This is a genomic window from Micromonospora sp. NPDC005291 (assembly GCF_040607415.1).
Lineage (GTDB): Bacteria > Actinomycetota > Actinomycetes > Mycobacteriales > Micromonosporaceae > Micromonospora.
This window is the reverse complement of the sequence record NZ_JBEXGR010000038.1, coordinates 19,499-35,155: the sequence shown is the minus strand read 5'-3', so window position 1 is coordinate 35,155 and position 15,657 is coordinate 19,499. Positions and strand designations below refer to the sequence as shown.

Here is a 15,657-nt window from a genome sequence, read left to right as displayed (position 1 = left end):
GCCGGCACATCGACACCGCAAACCCTGACGCTCCCCGCTCATTCACCAGCTGGCTTGGCAGCTCTGACCGGAGATCAATCCGATTCCCAAGCTGACAGTGCGGGTTCGATTCCCGTCACCCGCTCCACCGCGAAGGCCCTGGTCAGGATGCGAATCCGAGCCGGGGCCTTTGACATTGTCGGATGACCCTCAGCCATCACCCAGCCGGTCGACGCCTGCTCACTGGCGCTCTGGCTCGGCGACCGGCGGGTCATACGGGCGGTGCACCACGAACTCGTGGAACGTCTCGGTCATCCCCAATCCCTCACCGGCTAGAACGTCACCCGGCGCCGGAATGGTCGAGGCCAGGCGGGGCGGTGTGGGCGATCAACTCCGGGGCGCTGCACACGTGGGGCGGGAGCGCGCTGTCACGTCATGGCCGACTGCGGGGCGACTCCACCCGACGGCACCAACGACCATGGCCAGACCGAGGGCGCCCAGTGCGTACATGAGCGGGCGCCAGCCATCGGACCGGAAGGCCTGGATCACGAGGTAGCCGATGAACAGAGCCTCAATTGTGATCATGACCAGGACCGCTGCGCGACTGTTGAAGATGGCACTCGAACGACGCCGTCCTGCTCGTTCCTGAGGCATGGCCGCGACGCTAACAGCGAAACGTCAGGCGTCTCTACCGGGCATTCGCCGAGAAGCGTTATCAACCTGTTGGTGGCGTCGGAGGAGTTCCCGCAGTGCGCTGATCTCGGCGGCCAGTGCCGCCTGCCCTTGCTCGGTGATCCTTATCCAGGTCTTGGGTCTGCGGCCGTGGTAACCCCTCTCGATCTGGATCAGGTCCGCCTCCTCCAGCACGGCGAGGTGTCGGGAGAGATTGCCGGCGGTGAGTTCGAGTGCGTCGCGGAGATAGGCGACCTCTACCCGCTCGGCCTCCGCCGCGATGGTGAGGATGCCGAGCCGGTTGCGCTGGTGGACGGTGTCGCTGAGGCCGTTCGTCGGGTGCCCACCGTTGCCAGGGCCGGCGGCCGAGGAGCTGGTGCCATTCTCACCGCTCACGCCGACCTCTTGCCCGTGGTGAGGAGGGCGACGGTGCCACCGACGAGCAGGATCGGTGCTGGCAGCAGGGCCGCCAGCAGGAAGCTGAAGCGGTTCAAGTCGCCCGGCTCAAAGTCCGTGGTGTGGAAGTAGATGTTCACCAGGACGACCGCGGCGATGAAGCAGGCGACCACCGCCGTCAGGCCGCGACTGCGTTCCAGTCGGGCCAGGACCACCAGACCGACCGCGATGACCAGATGCGGGAGCATGCCGCGATTGGACATGCCCAACAGGGGTGTGGTCGCCCAACTGGTTCCGGTCGAAATCGCCGTCGCCGTGTTGAGCAGCAGGAATCGCAGGACGATCGGCAGCACGAGCCCGACCAGGGTGCCCACGATGCCCGCAACGACGTACGCCCGGGTCGAAGTCTGCACACCCACCCGCACACCATGCCACCGATACCACCAGAGGCTGAGCAGGTAGCCGCCGATGAGTGCCACCAGCCAGTACCAGCCAAGGGCTGCCGAGCGTTCAAGGAAATCCCCGCCGAGGCCGGTCAGTGCGGGATTGTCCTCCGTGGCACGCAAGGTTGGCGATTCGACCGACTCGACGTACAGGGGTGCGGCCATCGCCATGAGGAGACCGAACACCAGGAGCGGTAACCAGTAGGCGTGGCGGACGGCCCGGGTGCGCCGTCGGAGGGCGGCCACCGATGCGAGGAGTTCGCCCGGTGTGTCCTTGCGGTACGGCGCGGCGTTCGGTTGCTCCGACACGGTGACCTCCAGGCTGCCTCGACTCTTGCTGCACTACCAATAGGTTTGCATCGCAAACCATTCTGCGCAAGAGTTTCAGCGAGACGATGACACCCGACTGGATCGACCGTGGTTGTTCCTCCTGAGCCTCGGCACCGGCTACTGTCCGGCTCGGAGGTGGTCCGTGTTCACCGAAGCGTTTCCGATCGTGACGACACCCGACCTGCCACGACTGATCACGTTCTATCGGGACGCGGTCGGCTTCGAACTGACCTACCGGTTCCCGGAGGACGGCGACCCGGAGTTCGTCGCACTCCGACTGGGCAACAGCGAGCTCGGCCTGGCCGCCGACCCGGATGCCGGCGACCCTGCCCTCGCACGCCGTTGGGAGCTGTGCGTCTACGCCGACGACTGCGACGCGGCCGTGGACGCACTACGCGTGGGCGGTGCGACGGTCACCGAGAGGCCGGTCGACCAGCCGTGGGGTGAGCGGTCCGCCCGGGTCACGGACCCCGATGGCAATCGGCTGCTGGTGCTGTCACGGCTGTAGCCGCGGCTGCCTCCGGCGTTCACTCCGTCACCGTCGGGCCGCCACCGCTGCCACGATCGTCGAGCACGAGCGGGGCGCGACCGCTCACCACGTACCGGATGTGGGTGACCTGCGGCGTGTGGAGGACGCGGGTCGGCGTCAGCTCAATCGCCTCCTTCTCGCCCAGGTCGAGGTCCGCGTCGAACAGCCGGAGACCGGTGCCGAGCACGACCGGTACGACGTGCAGCTCCAACTCGTCCAGCAGGCCGGCCTTGAGCACCTGCCGCACCAGGCTGCCGCCCCCGGCCACGGCGACGTTCTTGCCGCCAGCTGCGGCGCGTGCCTGCTCGACGGCGCTGGCCACACCATCGGTGACGTAGGTGAAGCTGGTGCCACCTCCGCGGAGCAGGGGCTGGCGCGGGCGGTTCGTGACGACGAAGACCGGCGCGCGGAACGGCGGCACCTCGCCCCAGGGGATTTCACCGCCGTCGGCCATCCGCCGGCCCATCACGTACGCGCCGGCAGCGCCGAAGGACTCGGCGACCACCTCGGAGTTGGTGTCCTGCCTCCCACCGGAGAAGCCCAGCCGTTCGCGCCATGCCATTGCTTCGGTCGCCCAGCGGGTGACCCGGAAGAATCCGGCGCTCTCGGCCGAGTCCCTCCAGTTGCCGTCGCCGCTGAACTGGGGGCCGGCGTAGAACCCGTCCATCGACACCGACAGTTGTGCAGTCACCTTCGTCATCTCGCCCCGGTCCTCTCATCGGGCGACACCCCGCCTGGGTGCCGCTCACCGATGGGTCGGAGCCGAACGAGAACCCCCTACCGGGAGGGCGTGTGACGCGTGTCACCTTCCGGCTCGGCCAGGTACCACGTCCCGGCGCGCTCGGGATCGCGCAGCCAGCGCATGCGGGGCACCTCCTCCGGACGGGGCCTCCAGTCCCGGTAGGGCGCGATGGTCAGCCGCCAGGCGATCACCGCGAAGACGTAGATGCCCGGGCCGACCAGCCAGAGCAGGGCATCGCGTCGTCGGTAGGAGGCGTACGGCGCGAGCCACGCGGTCGCCGCCACCGGCACCGCGATCGCGCTGAAGTCGGCCATCGGCCCGTGGCCGAATCGGGACTCGATCAACTCGCGGAGGATGAAGGAGGGAACGACCACCGCGAGCACCATCGCCGCCGCGAGGAGCGTCCGCATCCGACGATCCAGGGGTACGCGGGGAGTGGTTGGACCGGCCGACATTCCCGCAGAGTACGGGCCGGCAGGCACGGTGGATCTACGACTTACGGTCGACGATCGCCGCCTCGATCCGCAGACCGAGGCCGGTCAGGATGAGGAAGGCGGCAAGGATGTGCGGCTTGAGCCCGTTATAGCCGGACGACATGGTGAGCAGCGAGGTCATGAAGCCGGCCACCAGCGACACGGTGCCGAATGCTCGTACGGTGTCGCTGCCGCCCTGCTGCGACCGTAGGTCCATGACGGAACGGTAGCGAAGACTCGGCGCTGGTGGTGCGCCCGGCTAGGCTGGCGATCATGCGAATTGGCATCGTGATCCTGCCGGACCAGCGTTGGGCGGAGTCGCAGCGCCGCTGGCGGCAGGTCGACGAGTGGGGCTTCGACCACGCCTGGACGTACGACCACCTGGGCTGGCGGGACCTGGTCGACGGCCCGTGGTTCGACTCGATGGCCACGCTGACCGCCGCCGCCACGGTGACCTCCAGGATCAGGCTGGGCACGCTGGTGGCGTCGCCGAACTTCCGGCACCCGGCCGCGTTCGCCCGGCAGATCACCACGGTGGACGACGTCTCCGATGGTCGACTGCTGCTCGGCCTGGGCGCGGGCGGCATCGGCTTCGACTCGGCGGTGCTGGGCGGCGAGACGCTGCCGCCGCGCCAGCGGGTCGACCGGTTCGCCGAGTTCACCGAACTGCTCGATCTGATCCTGCGGGAGGACGGCACCACCTGGCGCGGCGACTGGTTCGCCGCGGTGGACGCCCGCAACAACCCCGGCTGCGTGCAGCAGCCCCGGGTTCCGTTCGTGGTGGCCGCCAACGGGCCACGATCGATGCGACTGGTGGCCCGCTTCGGTCAGGGCTGGGTGACCACCGGCACTGACGCCGACGACGTGCAGGGCTGGTGGGACAGCGTGTCGACGCTGTCCGCGCGGATGGACCGGACCCTGGACGAGGCCGGTCGTGATCCGTCCACCCTGGACCGTTATCTCTCGCTGGACGCGGCACCGGTCTTCTCGCTCAGCAGCGCGCAGTTCTTCGCCGACCAGGTTGGCCGGGCCGCCGACCTCGGTTTCACCGACGTGGTGACGCACTGGCCGCGCGCCAGCAGTTGGTATGCCGGCGACGAGGCCATCCTGGTGGACGTGGCGACCCGGCTGCTGCCGGACCTGCGCGGCTGAGGCGGCAGCGCCAACGGCGGGCGGCCACCGTCGGGAAGCCCCGGCAACCGGATCAGGTGCCGAGGTCGCCGCTGGCCACGCCGCCCTCGCCGCCGGAGACCAGTCGCAGGCGGAGGCAGACGATCGGGGTGTCGTCGTCGACCGGGGTGCCGAGCCGCGCCCAGTAGGCCGAGTGCCCCGCCCGCCACTCCTCGATCGAGCGGTCACCCTCACCTTCGGCGCGGGCGAAGTCCCACGGCACGTCGGCGAAGCGGACCACCTCGACTGCGGTGATCTCCACGACGCCGGCCAGCGCGTCGTCGTCGTCGACCAGGGCGAGTCGTTCGCCGACGTGCTCCAACTCCTCGCCCTCGTCCGCGTACTCGGCGAGCCGGCCGGCCGTCGCGGTCTTCACTCCGGCCAGCACCAGGGTGTTGAGGGTCGCCCGTAGCTCGCCGGGGGTGCCGAGGGCGAGGGCGCGCAGGTCACCGATCCGAGGCCACATCCTGCCGAGGCTAGGCCAGCGCGGCCCACACCGCTGCCGCAATTCGCCGGGCTCCGCTCAGATCAACTGGCCGGCATACCCGGCGGCGGCGAGTAACCGGTCGTCGCCACTTGTCGCGTGCGCGTCGAGCACCGCGTCGGCGAGCTTGACCACATGCTCGTCGCCGTGCCGGGCCGCGCGGGCGAAGACCTCCGCCGGGGTCGCGGCGGTCACGATCGGTGGCGCGATGCCGTCGGCTGGGGCGTACACCGAGGTCATGGCCGCCGTCGCGGACCAGGCCGCGGCGAGGCTCGGCGCCCACAGCCCACGGTCCAGTGCCGGCAGGGTACGCAGCACCGCAGTCGGTGCGGTCACCGCGTGCACCAGCATGACCGGCGCCGCGTGCCCGAAGCGCAGGTAGTCCAGCCCGGCCCGGTGCACCAACGTGGTGAGCCCGCGTTTCGCCTCGGCCGGGCTGCGCGCGGGGCGCAGCGCCGCGAGCGCCGGCTCCCATCGGGGTACGCCCGGCAGTTGGCCCAGCCGATCCCGAACGCCCCCGGTCTGGTCGTCGATCCGGGGCAACCCGGCCAGCGCGACGTCAACGTCGGTCCCGTCCGTGTTCGGCCCGTCCGACTCGCCGACGTCGACGTTGTCGAGCAACCGGGCGGCGCCGGGGACCGGCTGCCAGCGGGCCGCCCAGTAGCCGAGGGCCTGGCCCAACTCGGTGAGCCGCTGCGGGTTCACCTCGTTCGAGCCGAGCGCGCGTACGGCGTGCCCGACCCGGATCACGCCGTGGGTGGCGCCGGCGGCGATGCCGGGCAGCAGCCGGGGCCACCAGGTCCCGAGCACGTCGCGCCATGGGCGGTCGCGCAGGTGCCGGTCGAAGTACGTCAGCCAGTCACCGGCCCGCTTCGGATCGCCGAGCGCACCCCGCCAGTCGTCGATCGGGTGTAGCCCTCGGGGCAGCTCGTCGAGTCGGCCGAGGTAGTCGTCGAGCCAGCGATGCACCCGCTGCTGGTGCCCGTGTCGGGCCAGCGCCTCGACGGTCATCGGCCCGTGGTTGGAGAGCCAACCCTCGTATTCGGGGCCGGTGCGGTGCAGTCGCTCGTACGCCTCGTCGAGAATATCGTCACTCATACACTGATCGTCGGAGGTGAACCTCGGTTCAGGTCAAGCCGGCAGGTCCCTGGCGTTGATCAGGCCGGTGATCCGTAGCTCGGCCGCGACCTCGGGCGGGCAGTCGACGGCTACCACGGCGGTGCCCAGCACCTCGGCACCACGTGCGGCGCAGATGTCGTAGAGGGCGTGGAGTTGCGCACCGGTGCGCACCCAGTCGTCCACCACGAGCACCCGGTCGCCGGGGCCGAGGTGCCGGTCCCGTACGGCCAGGTCGACCTGCCGGCCCCGGTAGTCCGGCGGGCTCTGTGCCCAGGTGAGCGGCCCGGCTGGCAGCCGCCCGTCGCCGGGTTTGTGGGCTGCCACGAAGCCGACCCCGAGGGCGGTGGCGGCCAGCGGCCCGAGCAGCAGCCCGGTGACCGCCGGGGCGAGCACCACCGTCGGTCGGCCAGCCCGGTACGGCGCCACCAGGGCCGGCCCCAGCTCGGCCAGCACGGTCGGGTCCCGCCACCAACCGGAGATGTCGCTGACCAGGTGACTGGTACCCGGGCCGGGGTCGATCCACTGGAACAGGGCGGCCAGGCGGTCGGTCAGCTCAGCGGGCATCCGCCCATCCTGCGGCACCCGCGGTCGACGTGTCGGCACCTGGGCCGGCTGGCCCACCCGGGATCGGATGATCGGCTACACGTACCAGTGTAAATGCGGGCATAACACAATGATCACGTTGACTTCGGAAGTGCTTCTCTCGTTACGGTCCGACCCGGTTTGTTCAGTCGACGATAGGACCGAGCTGGTGGTTGGTAAGCACTCCCGTACCCGCATCTTCTCCTCCCCGGCGGGCATCGCGGCCACTGCGGCGGTCGGCGTCGCCCTCGCCGTCGGGGGCACGTTCGGTGCCGTGCAGCTGACCTCCGGCTCCGCCGAGTCGGGGCAGGCGACTCTCGAACTCACCCCGACCACCGCCGCCAGCAGCCTCGCCCCCAGCTCCCCGGCCGCCTCCCCGAGTGCCAGCGCCTCGCCGAGCGTGACGGCCAGCCCGTCGGCCAGCCGGTCGCAGCAGGCCGCCTCCCGGGCCAAGGCCCGCACGGCGTCGCCGAAGCCGAGCCCGACCGCGAAGAAGACCACGGCGGCACCGAAGGTGCTGGACAGCGGCTCGTGCGGCGCCTCGTTCTACTCCGAGGGGCAGCTCACCGCCAATGGCGAGTCGTTCAACCCGAGCGAGCTGACCGCCGCGCACAAGACGCTTCCGTTCAACACGAAGGTCCTGGTGACCAACCCGGCCAACGGCAAGTCGGTCGTGGTGCGGATCAACGACCGCGGCCCGTTCATCGACGGCCGCTGCCTGGACCTGTCCCGGGCCGCGTTCGCCACCATCGCCTCGGTCGACGTGGGCGCGCTCACCGTCCGGTACGAGGTCCTCGGCTGACCGGGGCGGATGACGCCGATTCGGCCGATCAACCGGGCCGGCCGGACAGAACCTCCTCGGACGACGGGTCAGGTTCATTCACCGGTTCACGCGGATCAGGCAAACTGTCCCTCGTATCCACGCGACTCCTCCAGCCGGGCCGTCGCCCGCTGAGCCCCGGATCCCGCGCCGGCCTCGGCGCGGCCCTCGTTCTGCTCGCGATCGTGTCGGGGGTCGAGGCTGCGGACGGCCGCCCGGCGCACTACATCGCGCTCCTGGCGGCCGTACCGTTCCTGGCCGCCGCTCTGGCGTCCTGGCCGGTGGTGCTCGGGGTGGGCGTCGCGGCGACCCTGATCGGCGCCGGCTTCGCCCTGGTCGAGCCGAAGATGTCGCTGGTCACCTCGGTCAACGTGGTCGCGGTCGCGCTCGCCACCGGGTTGGCGGTCGCGGTGACGTGGGTCCGGCAGCGGCAGGCGGAGCGGATCGTCGAGCTGACCAAGCTCGCCTCGGTGGCCCAGCAGGCCGTGCTGCGTCCGCTCGGGCCGCAGGTCGGGACGCTCGCGGTCGCGGGTCGCTACATCTCCTCCACGGCGACGGCTGAGATCGGCGGTGACCTGTACGAGGCGATCGACACGCCCTACGGCGTACGCATGATCATCGGTGACGTGCGTGGCAAGGGTCTGGACGCGGTCCGGCTGGCCAGCATCGTCCTCGGCTCCTACCGGCATGTGGCGTACGAGCGGGCCGACCTGCGCGCCGTCGTCGCCGATCTGGACCGTGCGGTGGCCCGCAATGTCGGCGACGAGGATTTCGTGACCGCGGCTCTGGTGGAGGAGCGCGGTGGGACGCTCACGATCGTCAACTGCGGGCATCCGCCGCCGCTGCTGCTGCGCCGAGGTGCGGTGATCCCGTTGGAGCCGCCGGCACCGGCGCCCCCACTCGGGTTCATGCCGGTGGTTCGCCCTCGCGTCGAACGTCTGGAGCCGGGCGACCGGCTGCTGCTGTTCACCGACGGCCTCGGCGAGGCCCGGCGGGACGGCGAGTTCTTCCCCACCGCCGACCGGGCCTGGCGGCTGCTCGGCCACGGTACGGTCGCCGACGGGCTGGCCTCGCTGGAGACGGCCCTGGTCGAGTGGGTGCATGGCCGGCTCGACGACGACATCGCCCTGGTCCTGATGGAGTACGTCGGCGCCCGTACCGGCGCGGCGGCGGCCGTCCCGAGCTGGGAGGTCGGCGCGGCCGAGAGCTGATCCTGGCCCCGCAGCACGCAGGTGTGTAATCGCTGTCACTTGGGCGATCCGCTTGTCGGTACCTACCCGCGAGTAATAGGGTTGGGGTTACTGATCGGTAACACCTGTCCGGAAGCGGGGCCAGCGAGCATGACCCACTACAAGAGCAACCTGCGGGACCTTGAGTTCAACCTGTTCGAGGTCTTCGGGGCGGACCAGGCGTTCGGCCAGGAACCGTACTCGGAACTCGACGTCGACACGGCCCGCAGCTTCCTCGCCGAGCTCGACCGCCTCGCTCGCGAGGACCTGGCCGCCAGCTACACGGACAGTGACCGTAACCCGCCGGTGTTCGACCCGGCCACGCACACCGCGCCGCTGCCGGCGTCGTTCAAGAAGTCCTACCAGGCATTCATGGACTCTGAGTTCTGGCGCCTGGACCTGCCGCCGCACCTGGGCGGCACCACCGCACCGCGTGCCCTCTGGTGGGCCCTCGCCGAGCTGGTGCTCGGCTCGAACGCCCCGATCTGGATGTACGCCTCCGGCCCGTCCTTCGCGCACGTGCTGGAGGTCGAGGGCACCGAGCGGCAGAAGCGGTGGGCCAAGCTCTTCATCGACAAGCAGTGGGGCTCCACGATGGTGCTCACCGAGCCGGACGCCGGCTCGGACGTCGGCGCCGGCCGCGCCCGCGCCATCCAGCAGCCGGACGGCTCGTGGCACATCGAGGGCGTGAAGCGCTTCATCACCTCCGGTGAGCACGACCTCAGCGACAACATCGTGCACTACGTGCTGGCGCGCCCGGTGGGCGTGGAGGGCGTCGGCGGCCCCGGCACCAAGGGCCTGTCGCTCTTCGTGGTGCCGAAGTTCCACTTCGACGAGACCACCGGCGAGCTGGGTGAGCGCAACGGCGTCTACACCACCAACGTCGAGCACAAGATGGGCCTGAAGGTCTCCAACACCTGCGAGCTGACCTTCGGCGAGCACGGCGTACCGGCCACGGGTTGGCTGCTGGGCGAGAAGCACGACGGCATCCGGCAGATGTTCATGATCATCGAGTACGCCCGGATGCTGGTCGGCACCAAGGCGATCGCCACCCTCTCCACCGGCTACCTCAACGCCCTGGAGTACGCGAAGAACCGGGTGCAGGGCGCCGACCTGGTCCAGCAGACGGACAAGACCGCGCCGCGGGTCACCATCACCCACCACCCGGACGTGCGCCGCTCGCTGCTGCTGCAGAAGTCGTACGCCGAGGGTCTTCGCGCCCTGGTTCTCTACACCGCCACCTGGCAGGACAAGGTCGCCATCGCCGAGGCTGCCGGTGACGAGAAGGCCACCAAGCTCGCCAAGCGGGTCAACGATCTGCTGCTGCCGCTGGTCAAGGGCGTCGGCTCGGAGCGCGCGTACGAGATGCTCGGGCACGAGGCCCTGCAGACCTTCGGCGGCTCCGGGTTCCTCCAGGACTACCCGCTGGAGCAGTACGTTCGCGACGCCAAGATCGACACCCTGTACGAGGGCACCACCGCCATCCAGAGCCTGGACCTGATCTTCCGCAAGATCGTTCGGGACAATGGCAAGGCGCTGATGGCCGTCGCCAGCGAGATCCAGGAGTTCATCTCCTCTGAAGCGGGCAACGGCCAGCTCAAGGAGGAGCGACAGGCGCTCGGCAAGGCACTCGCCGAGGTCCAGAACATCCTCGGTGTCATGACCGGCTGGCTGGGCGAGGCGCAGGGTGGCGAGACCCGCTCGCTCTACAAGGTCGGGCTCAGCAGCCGGCGCTTCCTGTTGGCGATCGGCGACCTGGTGGTCGGCTGGCTGCTCCAGAAGCAGGCCGACGTCGCGCTCAAGGCGCTGACCGGCGAGGTCTCCGCCGCCGACAAGGCGTTCTACACCGGCAAGGTGGCCGCCGCACGGTTCTTCGCCCGCGAGGTTCTGCCCCGCATCGGCGCCGACCGGCGGATCATCGAGGGCACCGACCTCGACATCATGGACCTCCCGGAGGAGGCCTTCTGACCGTGCCACGGCACGTGTGAAGGTGCCGGGTCGCACCACCCGGCATCGACACCGGCGGCCGGCGGGGCTACGTGCCCCGCCGGCCGCCGCCGTCTCCGGGCGGATGCCCGAATCGGTACCGCGCGCGTCCGCCGGCCGCAGTGCCAGCGTCCGCGTCGGGCTGTGGGGGTGAGCACGTATTGGGCGAGCCCTGTCGGGTATGCCGGCGGCGTGGCGGGTAACCGTCGCGTGACCTCGAAAGGGAACGCCCAGAGCCACCGCACGGGGGAGTGCAGCGCACATGGGTGTAGGAAGCGGCATTTTTCTCATCGCGATCGGCGCGATCCTGACCTTCGCGTTGAGAGCCAACGTCTGGTGGATCGACGTGCGAGCGGTCGGCTGGGTGTTCATCCTGGCCGGGCTGGCCGTACTGCTGACCACGCTCTGGTTCTGGCAGGACCGGCGCAAGCGGGCCCGGACCCTCATCGTGGAGGAGAACCGGCTGTCTCATCCGACGGCGATGATGCCGCCGCCGCCAGACCCGCCGCCGCCAACCGCGCCGCCGTCCTGAGCCGCGCACGACGTGGGCGCGTACCCCTGAGCCACCCGTCGTTGGATCGGCGGGTGGCTCAGTCGCGTGCGGTGTGCCGTGCCGTGATCGGCGCTCCCGCACGACCCAGCTCTGCCCAGCCGAGTGGGCCACGGTGCACCGCCAGTTCGGCGGTACGCAAACCCTCCTCGTCCGCCCCCTCCGGATCGAGGAACGCAGAGAGCAGGGATATGCCCGGATTGTGGGCAATCAGTAGCGCCGTGCGGGCCGCCGGGTCGACCGTACGGACCAGCGCCAACAACTCCTCGGGGTGGGCGTCGTACGCGCCGGGCTCGTAGCGGACGGTCGGGCGGGGACCGGTCGGGCCACCCTCCGGTGGCGAACCGGTCATCCCCATCGCGACCCCGTGCCAGGTCTGCCGGGCACGTCTGGCCGTCGAGCAGATCACCACCTCGGGCAGCAACCCCTGGTGCGCCAGCCAGGCCCCGGCCGCTGCGGCGTCAGCGTCCCCGCGCGCACTGAGCGGCCGGTCGGCATCGTCCGCCGCGTCGCTGCCCTGCTCGGCCTTCGCGTGCCGTAGCAACACCAGTGTCCGTGTCTCAGGGGCGGCGTCCGTCATGCCCTCAGCTTGCCCGATTGGCGATCTCCGTGCCGGGGTAAGTCGATGGGTGCCGCACCCCTACCTATGGCCGCGGCGCGCCGTACGCCAGGTTAGAGCCGAGGAGCGAGACATGGGCATTGGTGGCAGCATCTTCTTGATCGCGCTGGGCGCGATCCTCGCATTCGCCGTGGAGGCCGACCTGGGCTGGCTGAACCTGGCCGTCGTCGGCTGGGTGCTGATGCTGGCCGGCGTCGCCGGCCTGATCACCACCCTCTACTTCTGGAACAGCCGCCGCCGCACGGTGGTCGCCGCTCCGGTACGCGAGGAGCGCGTGGTGGCGGACCGGGTGGTGCCGGTCCAGGACGACCGGGTCGTCCAGGAGTACCGCGAGGTGCGTCGGCCGGGCCGGCAGGTCTGATCCTCGCTCGCATACTCCGGGGTCCCGCAGCGTCGCGGGGCCCCGGCTCGCGTGTGTCCCCTTGCGCTCGTGCCCCGCCCGCTGGCTCAGGCGAACAGTGCGAGGTAGATCGCGATGTGGTGGCAGAGCGCGGCCAGCAGAGTGCAGGCGTGGAAGAACTCGTGGTGGCCGAAGACGGTCGGCCACGGGTTGGGGCGACGTAGCGCGTAGAAGATCGCGCCGACGCTGTAGATCGCGCCGCCGACGATCAGTAGCACCAGCGCCGTGACGCCGCCGCCGTGCAGGATGTCCGGCAGCATCGCCACCGCCACCCAGCCGAGCGCCAGGTAGAGCGGCGCGGAAACCCAGCGTGGCGCGTGCGGCCAGACCAGCTTGAGCGCCACGCCGGCCAGCGCGCCACCCCAGACCAGGGCCAGCATCACGGTGGCCGGTCGCGGTTCGAGCAGCATGACGCACAACGGCGTGTACGTGCCGGCGATGAACACGAAGATCATCGAGTGGTCCATCCGGCGCATGATCTGGTAGCCGCGCTCGGACCACACCCGACGGTGGTACAACGCGCTGGTGCCGAAGAGTCCGCAGACGGTCAGGCTGTAGATGACGCAGCTCACCAACGGCGCCCACCCCGGTCGGGTGGCGGCGATCGAGCAGAGCACGATGCCGCTGACCAAGGCGACGAAGAAGGCGTACGTGTGCAGCCAGCCGCGCATCCGGGGCTTGCCGATGTCGACCGGCTTCAGTCGAAGCGGGGCGGAGGTGGTCACGTCATTAGGTTACGGCACCGTAGGTTACTTGCAAGTAGTCGTACTGGTGACGCCAGGCACCGTCGCCGTGAACACCGCATCGACACGACATCGGCGAGGATGAGCGAATGCGGATCCGACCCGTCGGGGCGCACGCCCTGCTGCTCGACTGCGCCGCCACCGACGTCCCCGACGCCGCCCTGGTCGAGGCGTGGCGGGCCGAGCTGTGGCGGCGCCGCGAGCAGGGCGAGCTGCTCGCCGTCGAGATCGTGCCGGCGGCCAGCACCGTCCTGCTCGACGGCCTGCCCGACCCGACCGCCACGGCCACCCTTCTCCGACGCTGGGCACCAACGGTCTCGACGGCTGCCAGGGCCAGCGCCCGTCCCTGTGATGGCAGTGACGACTGCGGTGGCGATCACGGTGGCGACGATCACGGCGGCGTGGACCGGGCGGTCGGTACGGAGGTGGTCGTCCCGGTCGACTTCGACGGACCGGACCTGCCGGCGGTGGCCGAGCACTGGGGCGTGGATCTGTCAGCCGTGCTGCGGCGGCTGACCGACACCCGGTTCCGGGTCGCGTTCTGCGGCTTCGCCCCCGGGTTCCCCTACCTGACCGGGCTGCCCGCCGAGCTGGCGCTGCCCCGGCTGGCCACGCCCCGCCCCCGGGTTCCGGCCGGCTCGGTCGCCCTGGCCGGCCCGTACGCCGGCATCTACCCGAGCGCGTCCCCCGGCGGCTGGCTGCTGGTCGGCCGGACCCACCTGGTTCTCTTCGACGTGCACGCCCACCCGCCGGCCCGCCTCGGCCCGGGGACCTTGGTCCGGATGGCGGCAGCGTGATCCACCCGGCCACGATCGAGGTGCTCCGCGCCGGCGCGCTCACCACCGTGCAGGACCTGGGCCGCCCCGGCTGGGCGCACCTGGGCGTACCCCGGTCCGGTGCCCTCGACCCGGCGGCTCTGCGGCTGGCCAACCGGCTGGTCGGCAACCCGGAGCACGCCGCCGGCCTGGAGATCACACTGACCGGCTGCACCCTGCGGCTGACCCGGGCCACCACGGTGGCGGTCACCGGCGCCGAGGTGACCGTCCACGCCGGCGATCGGCCCGGCGACACCGGGCGCCCGCTCACCGTGCCGGCCGGGACGGTGCTGCGGATCGGCCCCGCCCGACGGGGCGTACGGAGTTGGCTGGCCGTGGCGGGTGGCATCGACGTGTCACCGGTGCTCGGCAGTCGCGCCACCGACACGCTCTCCGGGCTCGGCCAGCCTCCGTTGCGCGACGGCGACCGGCTGCCGCTCGGTGAGCCGCTCGGCGCACCAGCGCCAGTGGACCTGACCGTCTGCTCCGCACCCCCGCCGGAGGTTCACCTGATGCTGCGCCCCGGCCCTCGCGACGACTGGTTCACCCCGGCCGCACTCGACCGGCTGTTCGGGACCGCGTACACCGTCAGCCCGGTGAGCAACCGGGTCGGCGCGCGCCTTGCCGGCGCGGCGCTGCCCCGCGCGGTCGCTGGCGAGCTGCCCAGCGAGGGCATCGTGCTCGGCGCGGTGCAGGTGCCGGCGGACGGACAACCCCTGATCTTCCTCGCGGACCATCCGACCACCGGCGGATACCCCGTCATCGGGGTGGTCACCGACGTGACCCCGCTCGCGCAGGCCCGGCCAGGGACTACCGTCAGATTCCATGGACCTCAACGCTGACCTGGGCGAGGGATTCGGCATCTGGCGACTCGGCGACGACGAGGCGTTGCTCAGCCTCGTCACCTCCGCCAACGTCGCCTGCGGCTTCCACGGCGGCGACCCGTCCACCATGCGGCGGGTCTGTGAGGGCGCGGCGCAGCGCGGGGTCGCGGTGGGCGCGCAGGTCGGCTACCGGGACCTGGCCGGCTTCGGTCGGCGGCGCATCGCGTACGACTTCGCCGAGCTACGCGACGAGGTGACCTACCAGTTGGGGGCGCTGAACGCGTTCTGCCGGCTGTTCGGCACCCGGGTCCGCTACCTCAAGCCGCACGGCGCGCTCTACCACGCGGCGAGCACCGACGAATCCCAGGCGGCGGCGGTGGTCGCCGCGGTCACCGGCTGGGACCCCGAGCTGCCCATACTCTGTCTGCCCGGCTCGACGCTCGCTCAACTGGCCGTCGGCGCGGGCCTGCCGGTCGTCGCCGAGGCCTTCGCCGACCGCGCCTACCTGCCCAACGGGGCGCTGGTGCCCCGAGGCACGCCCGGCGCGGTGATCACCGATCCGGAAGAGGTCGCCGAACGGGCGGTGCGGATGGCCACCGAACGGAGCGTGGTGGCGGTGGACGGCACCGTCATCCCCTGTTCGGTCGACTCGATCTGCCTGCACGGCGATACCCCCGGCGCGGTGTCCGCCGCCGAACTCGTCCGCGCCACCCTGATCGACGCCGACATCCCTCTGGCCCCGTTCGCCTGAC

The 15,657-nt window shown here is 70.9% G+C and carries 20 protein-coding genes; 10 read left to right on the top strand and 10 right to left on the bottom strand.

Annotation, left to right across the window (positions count from 1 at the left end; all coding sequences use genetic code 11):
* Positions 1-657: 657 nt before the first annotated feature.
* Together ABZT18_RS30780 and ABZT18_RS30775 are read right to left on the bottom strand one after the other, a co-directional pair.
* On the bottom strand, positions 658-1,047 hold the full coding sequence (locus tag ABZT18_RS30780; protein WP_354992909.1) for a transcriptional regulator: 390 nt from the start codon (positions 1,045-1,047) through the stop codon (positions 658-660).
* Complete coding sequence (locus ABZT18_RS30775; RefSeq protein ID WP_354992908.1) at positions 1,044-1,799, bottom strand: hypothetical protein; 756 nt, start codon at positions 1,797-1,799, stop codon at positions 1,044-1,046. Before ABZT18_RS30775 ends, ABZT18_RS30780 begins: the two co-directional genes overlap by 4 nt.
* 187 nt (positions 1,800-1,986) lie before the next feature.
* On the opposite strand from ABZT18_RS30775, the gene ABZT18_RS30770 reads away from it, so the two are divergent.
* Positions 1,987-2,328, top strand: coding sequence for a VOC family protein (locus ABZT18_RS30770; protein ID WP_354992907.1), 342 nt, complete (start codon positions 1,987-1,989; stop codon positions 2,326-2,328).
* 19 nt (positions 2,329-2,347) lie between these two features.
* Here ABZT18_RS30770 and ABZT18_RS30765 read toward each other — a convergent pair whose 3' ends face one another.
* From ABZT18_RS30765 to ABZT18_RS30755, 3 genes are all read right to left on the bottom strand, one after another.
* Entirely contained in the window at positions 2,348-3,049 is a 702-nt protein-coding gene (locus ABZT18_RS30765) for a dihydrofolate reductase family protein (RefSeq protein WP_354992906.1), read from the bottom strand.
* 77 nt (positions 3,050-3,126) lie between these two features.
* Positions 3,127-3,546 carry a hypothetical protein gene (locus tag ABZT18_RS30760; RefSeq protein ID WP_355253137.1) on the bottom strand — a complete coding sequence of 140 codons (420 nt, stop codon included), beginning with the start codon at positions 3,544-3,546 and terminating at the stop codon, positions 3,127-3,129.
* Positions 3,547-3,580: 34 nt separating this feature from the next.
* Complete coding sequence (locus ABZT18_RS30755) at positions 3,581-3,781, bottom strand: hypothetical protein (protein WP_354992904.1); 201 nt, start codon at positions 3,779-3,781, stop codon at positions 3,581-3,583.
* A gap of 56 nt (positions 3,782-3,837) precedes the next feature.
* On the opposite strand from ABZT18_RS30755, the gene ABZT18_RS30750 reads away from it, so the two are divergent.
* Positions 3,838-4,716, top strand: coding sequence for an LLM class flavin-dependent oxidoreductase (locus ABZT18_RS30750; RefSeq protein ID WP_354992903.1), 879 nt, complete (start codon positions 3,838-3,840; stop codon positions 4,714-4,716).
* Positions 4,717-4,768: 52 nt separating this feature from the next.
* Here the strand turns inward: ABZT18_RS30750 and ABZT18_RS30745 are convergent, their stop codons facing one another.
* The 3 genes from ABZT18_RS30745 to ABZT18_RS30735 are packed head-to-tail and all read right to left on the bottom strand — an operon-like array spanning position 4,769 to position 6,901.
* Positions 4,769-5,200, bottom strand: coding sequence for an ASCH domain-containing protein (locus ABZT18_RS30745; RefSeq protein ID WP_354992902.1), 432 nt, complete (start codon positions 5,198-5,200; stop codon positions 4,769-4,771).
* Positions 5,201-5,257: 57 nt separating this feature from the next.
* Positions 5,258-6,316 (bottom strand): hypothetical protein, encoded by a 1,059-nt coding sequence (locus tag ABZT18_RS30740; RefSeq protein WP_354992901.1) that lies wholly within the window; start codon positions 6,314-6,316, stop codon positions 5,258-5,260.
* A gap of 33 nt (positions 6,317-6,349) precedes the next feature.
* Positions 6,350-6,901, bottom strand: a complete 552-nt coding sequence (locus ABZT18_RS30735; RefSeq protein ID WP_354992900.1) for a phosphoribosyltransferase family protein — start codon at positions 6,899-6,901, stop codon at positions 6,350-6,352.
* Positions 6,902-7,088: 187 nt separating this feature from the next.
* Here ABZT18_RS30735 and ABZT18_RS30730 point away from each other — a divergent pair, with 187 nt between their 5' ends.
* The 4 genes from ABZT18_RS30730 to ABZT18_RS30715 all read left to right on the top strand — a co-directional run bounded on the left by ABZT18_RS30730 (position 7,089) and on the right by ABZT18_RS30715 (position 11,486).
* Positions 7,089-7,721: a septal ring lytic transglycosylase RlpA family protein gene (locus ABZT18_RS30730; RefSeq protein ID WP_354992899.1), complete on the top strand. Its 633-nt coding sequence runs from the start codon at positions 7,089-7,091 to the stop codon at positions 7,719-7,721.
* 104 nt (positions 7,722-7,825) lie between these two features.
* Positions 7,826-8,950 carry a PP2C family protein-serine/threonine phosphatase gene (locus tag ABZT18_RS30725; protein WP_354993129.1) on the top strand — a complete coding sequence of 375 codons (1,125 nt, stop codon included), beginning with the start codon at positions 7,826-7,828 and terminating at the stop codon, positions 8,948-8,950.
* A gap of 129 nt (positions 8,951-9,079) precedes the next feature.
* The gene (locus ABZT18_RS30720) at positions 9,080-10,936 is read left to right on the top strand and encodes an acyl-CoA dehydrogenase (RefSeq protein WP_354992898.1); all 1,857 of its coding nucleotides are present in this window, start codon (positions 9,080-9,082) and stop codon (positions 10,934-10,936) included.
* A 280-nt stretch (positions 10,937-11,216) separates the two neighbouring features.
* Complete coding sequence (locus ABZT18_RS30715; RefSeq protein ID WP_030332052.1) at positions 11,217-11,486, top strand: DUF6458 family protein; 270 nt, start codon at positions 11,217-11,219, stop codon at positions 11,484-11,486.
* Between the two features lie 58 nt (positions 11,487-11,544).
* Here ABZT18_RS30715 and ABZT18_RS30710 read toward each other — a convergent pair whose 3' ends face one another.
* A complete protein-coding gene (locus tag ABZT18_RS30710) occupies positions 11,545-12,084 on the bottom strand; it encodes a histidine phosphatase family protein (protein WP_354992897.1) in 540 nt (179 codons plus the stop codon).
* A gap of 112 nt (positions 12,085-12,196) precedes the next feature.
* Here ABZT18_RS30710 and ABZT18_RS30705 point away from each other — a divergent pair, with 112 nt between their 5' ends.
* Entirely contained in the window at positions 12,197-12,484 is a 288-nt protein-coding gene (locus ABZT18_RS30705; RefSeq protein ID WP_354992896.1) for a DUF6458 family protein, read from the top strand.
* A gap of 86 nt (positions 12,485-12,570) precedes the next feature.
* Here ABZT18_RS30705 and ABZT18_RS30700 read toward each other — a convergent pair whose 3' ends face one another.
* Entirely contained in the window at positions 12,571-13,248 is a 678-nt protein-coding gene (locus tag ABZT18_RS30700; RefSeq protein ID WP_354992895.1) for a hemolysin III family protein, read from the bottom strand.
* A gap of 107 nt (positions 13,249-13,355) precedes the next feature.
* Between ABZT18_RS30700 and ABZT18_RS30695 the strand changes: the two genes are divergently transcribed.
* Genes ABZT18_RS30695 through ABZT18_RS30685 form a run of 3 tightly spaced genes read left to right on the top strand, consistent with a single transcriptional unit; the run spans position 13,356 to position 15,656 of the window.
* A complete protein-coding gene (locus tag ABZT18_RS30695; RefSeq protein ID WP_354992894.1) occupies positions 13,356-14,063 on the top strand; it encodes an allophanate hydrolase subunit 1 in 708 nt (235 codons plus the stop codon).
* Positions 14,060-14,923: a biotin-dependent carboxyltransferase family protein gene (locus ABZT18_RS30690; protein ID WP_354992893.1), complete on the top strand. Its 864-nt coding sequence runs from the start codon at positions 14,060-14,062 to the stop codon at positions 14,921-14,923. Before ABZT18_RS30695 ends, ABZT18_RS30690 begins: the two co-directional genes overlap by 4 nt.
* Positions 14,907-15,656, top strand: a complete 750-nt coding sequence (locus ABZT18_RS30685; RefSeq protein ID WP_354992892.1) for a 5-oxoprolinase subunit PxpA — start codon at positions 14,907-14,909, stop codon at positions 15,654-15,656. Before ABZT18_RS30690 ends, ABZT18_RS30685 begins: the two co-directional genes overlap by 17 nt.
* The last annotated feature ends 1 nt before the right edge of the window (position 15,657 follow it).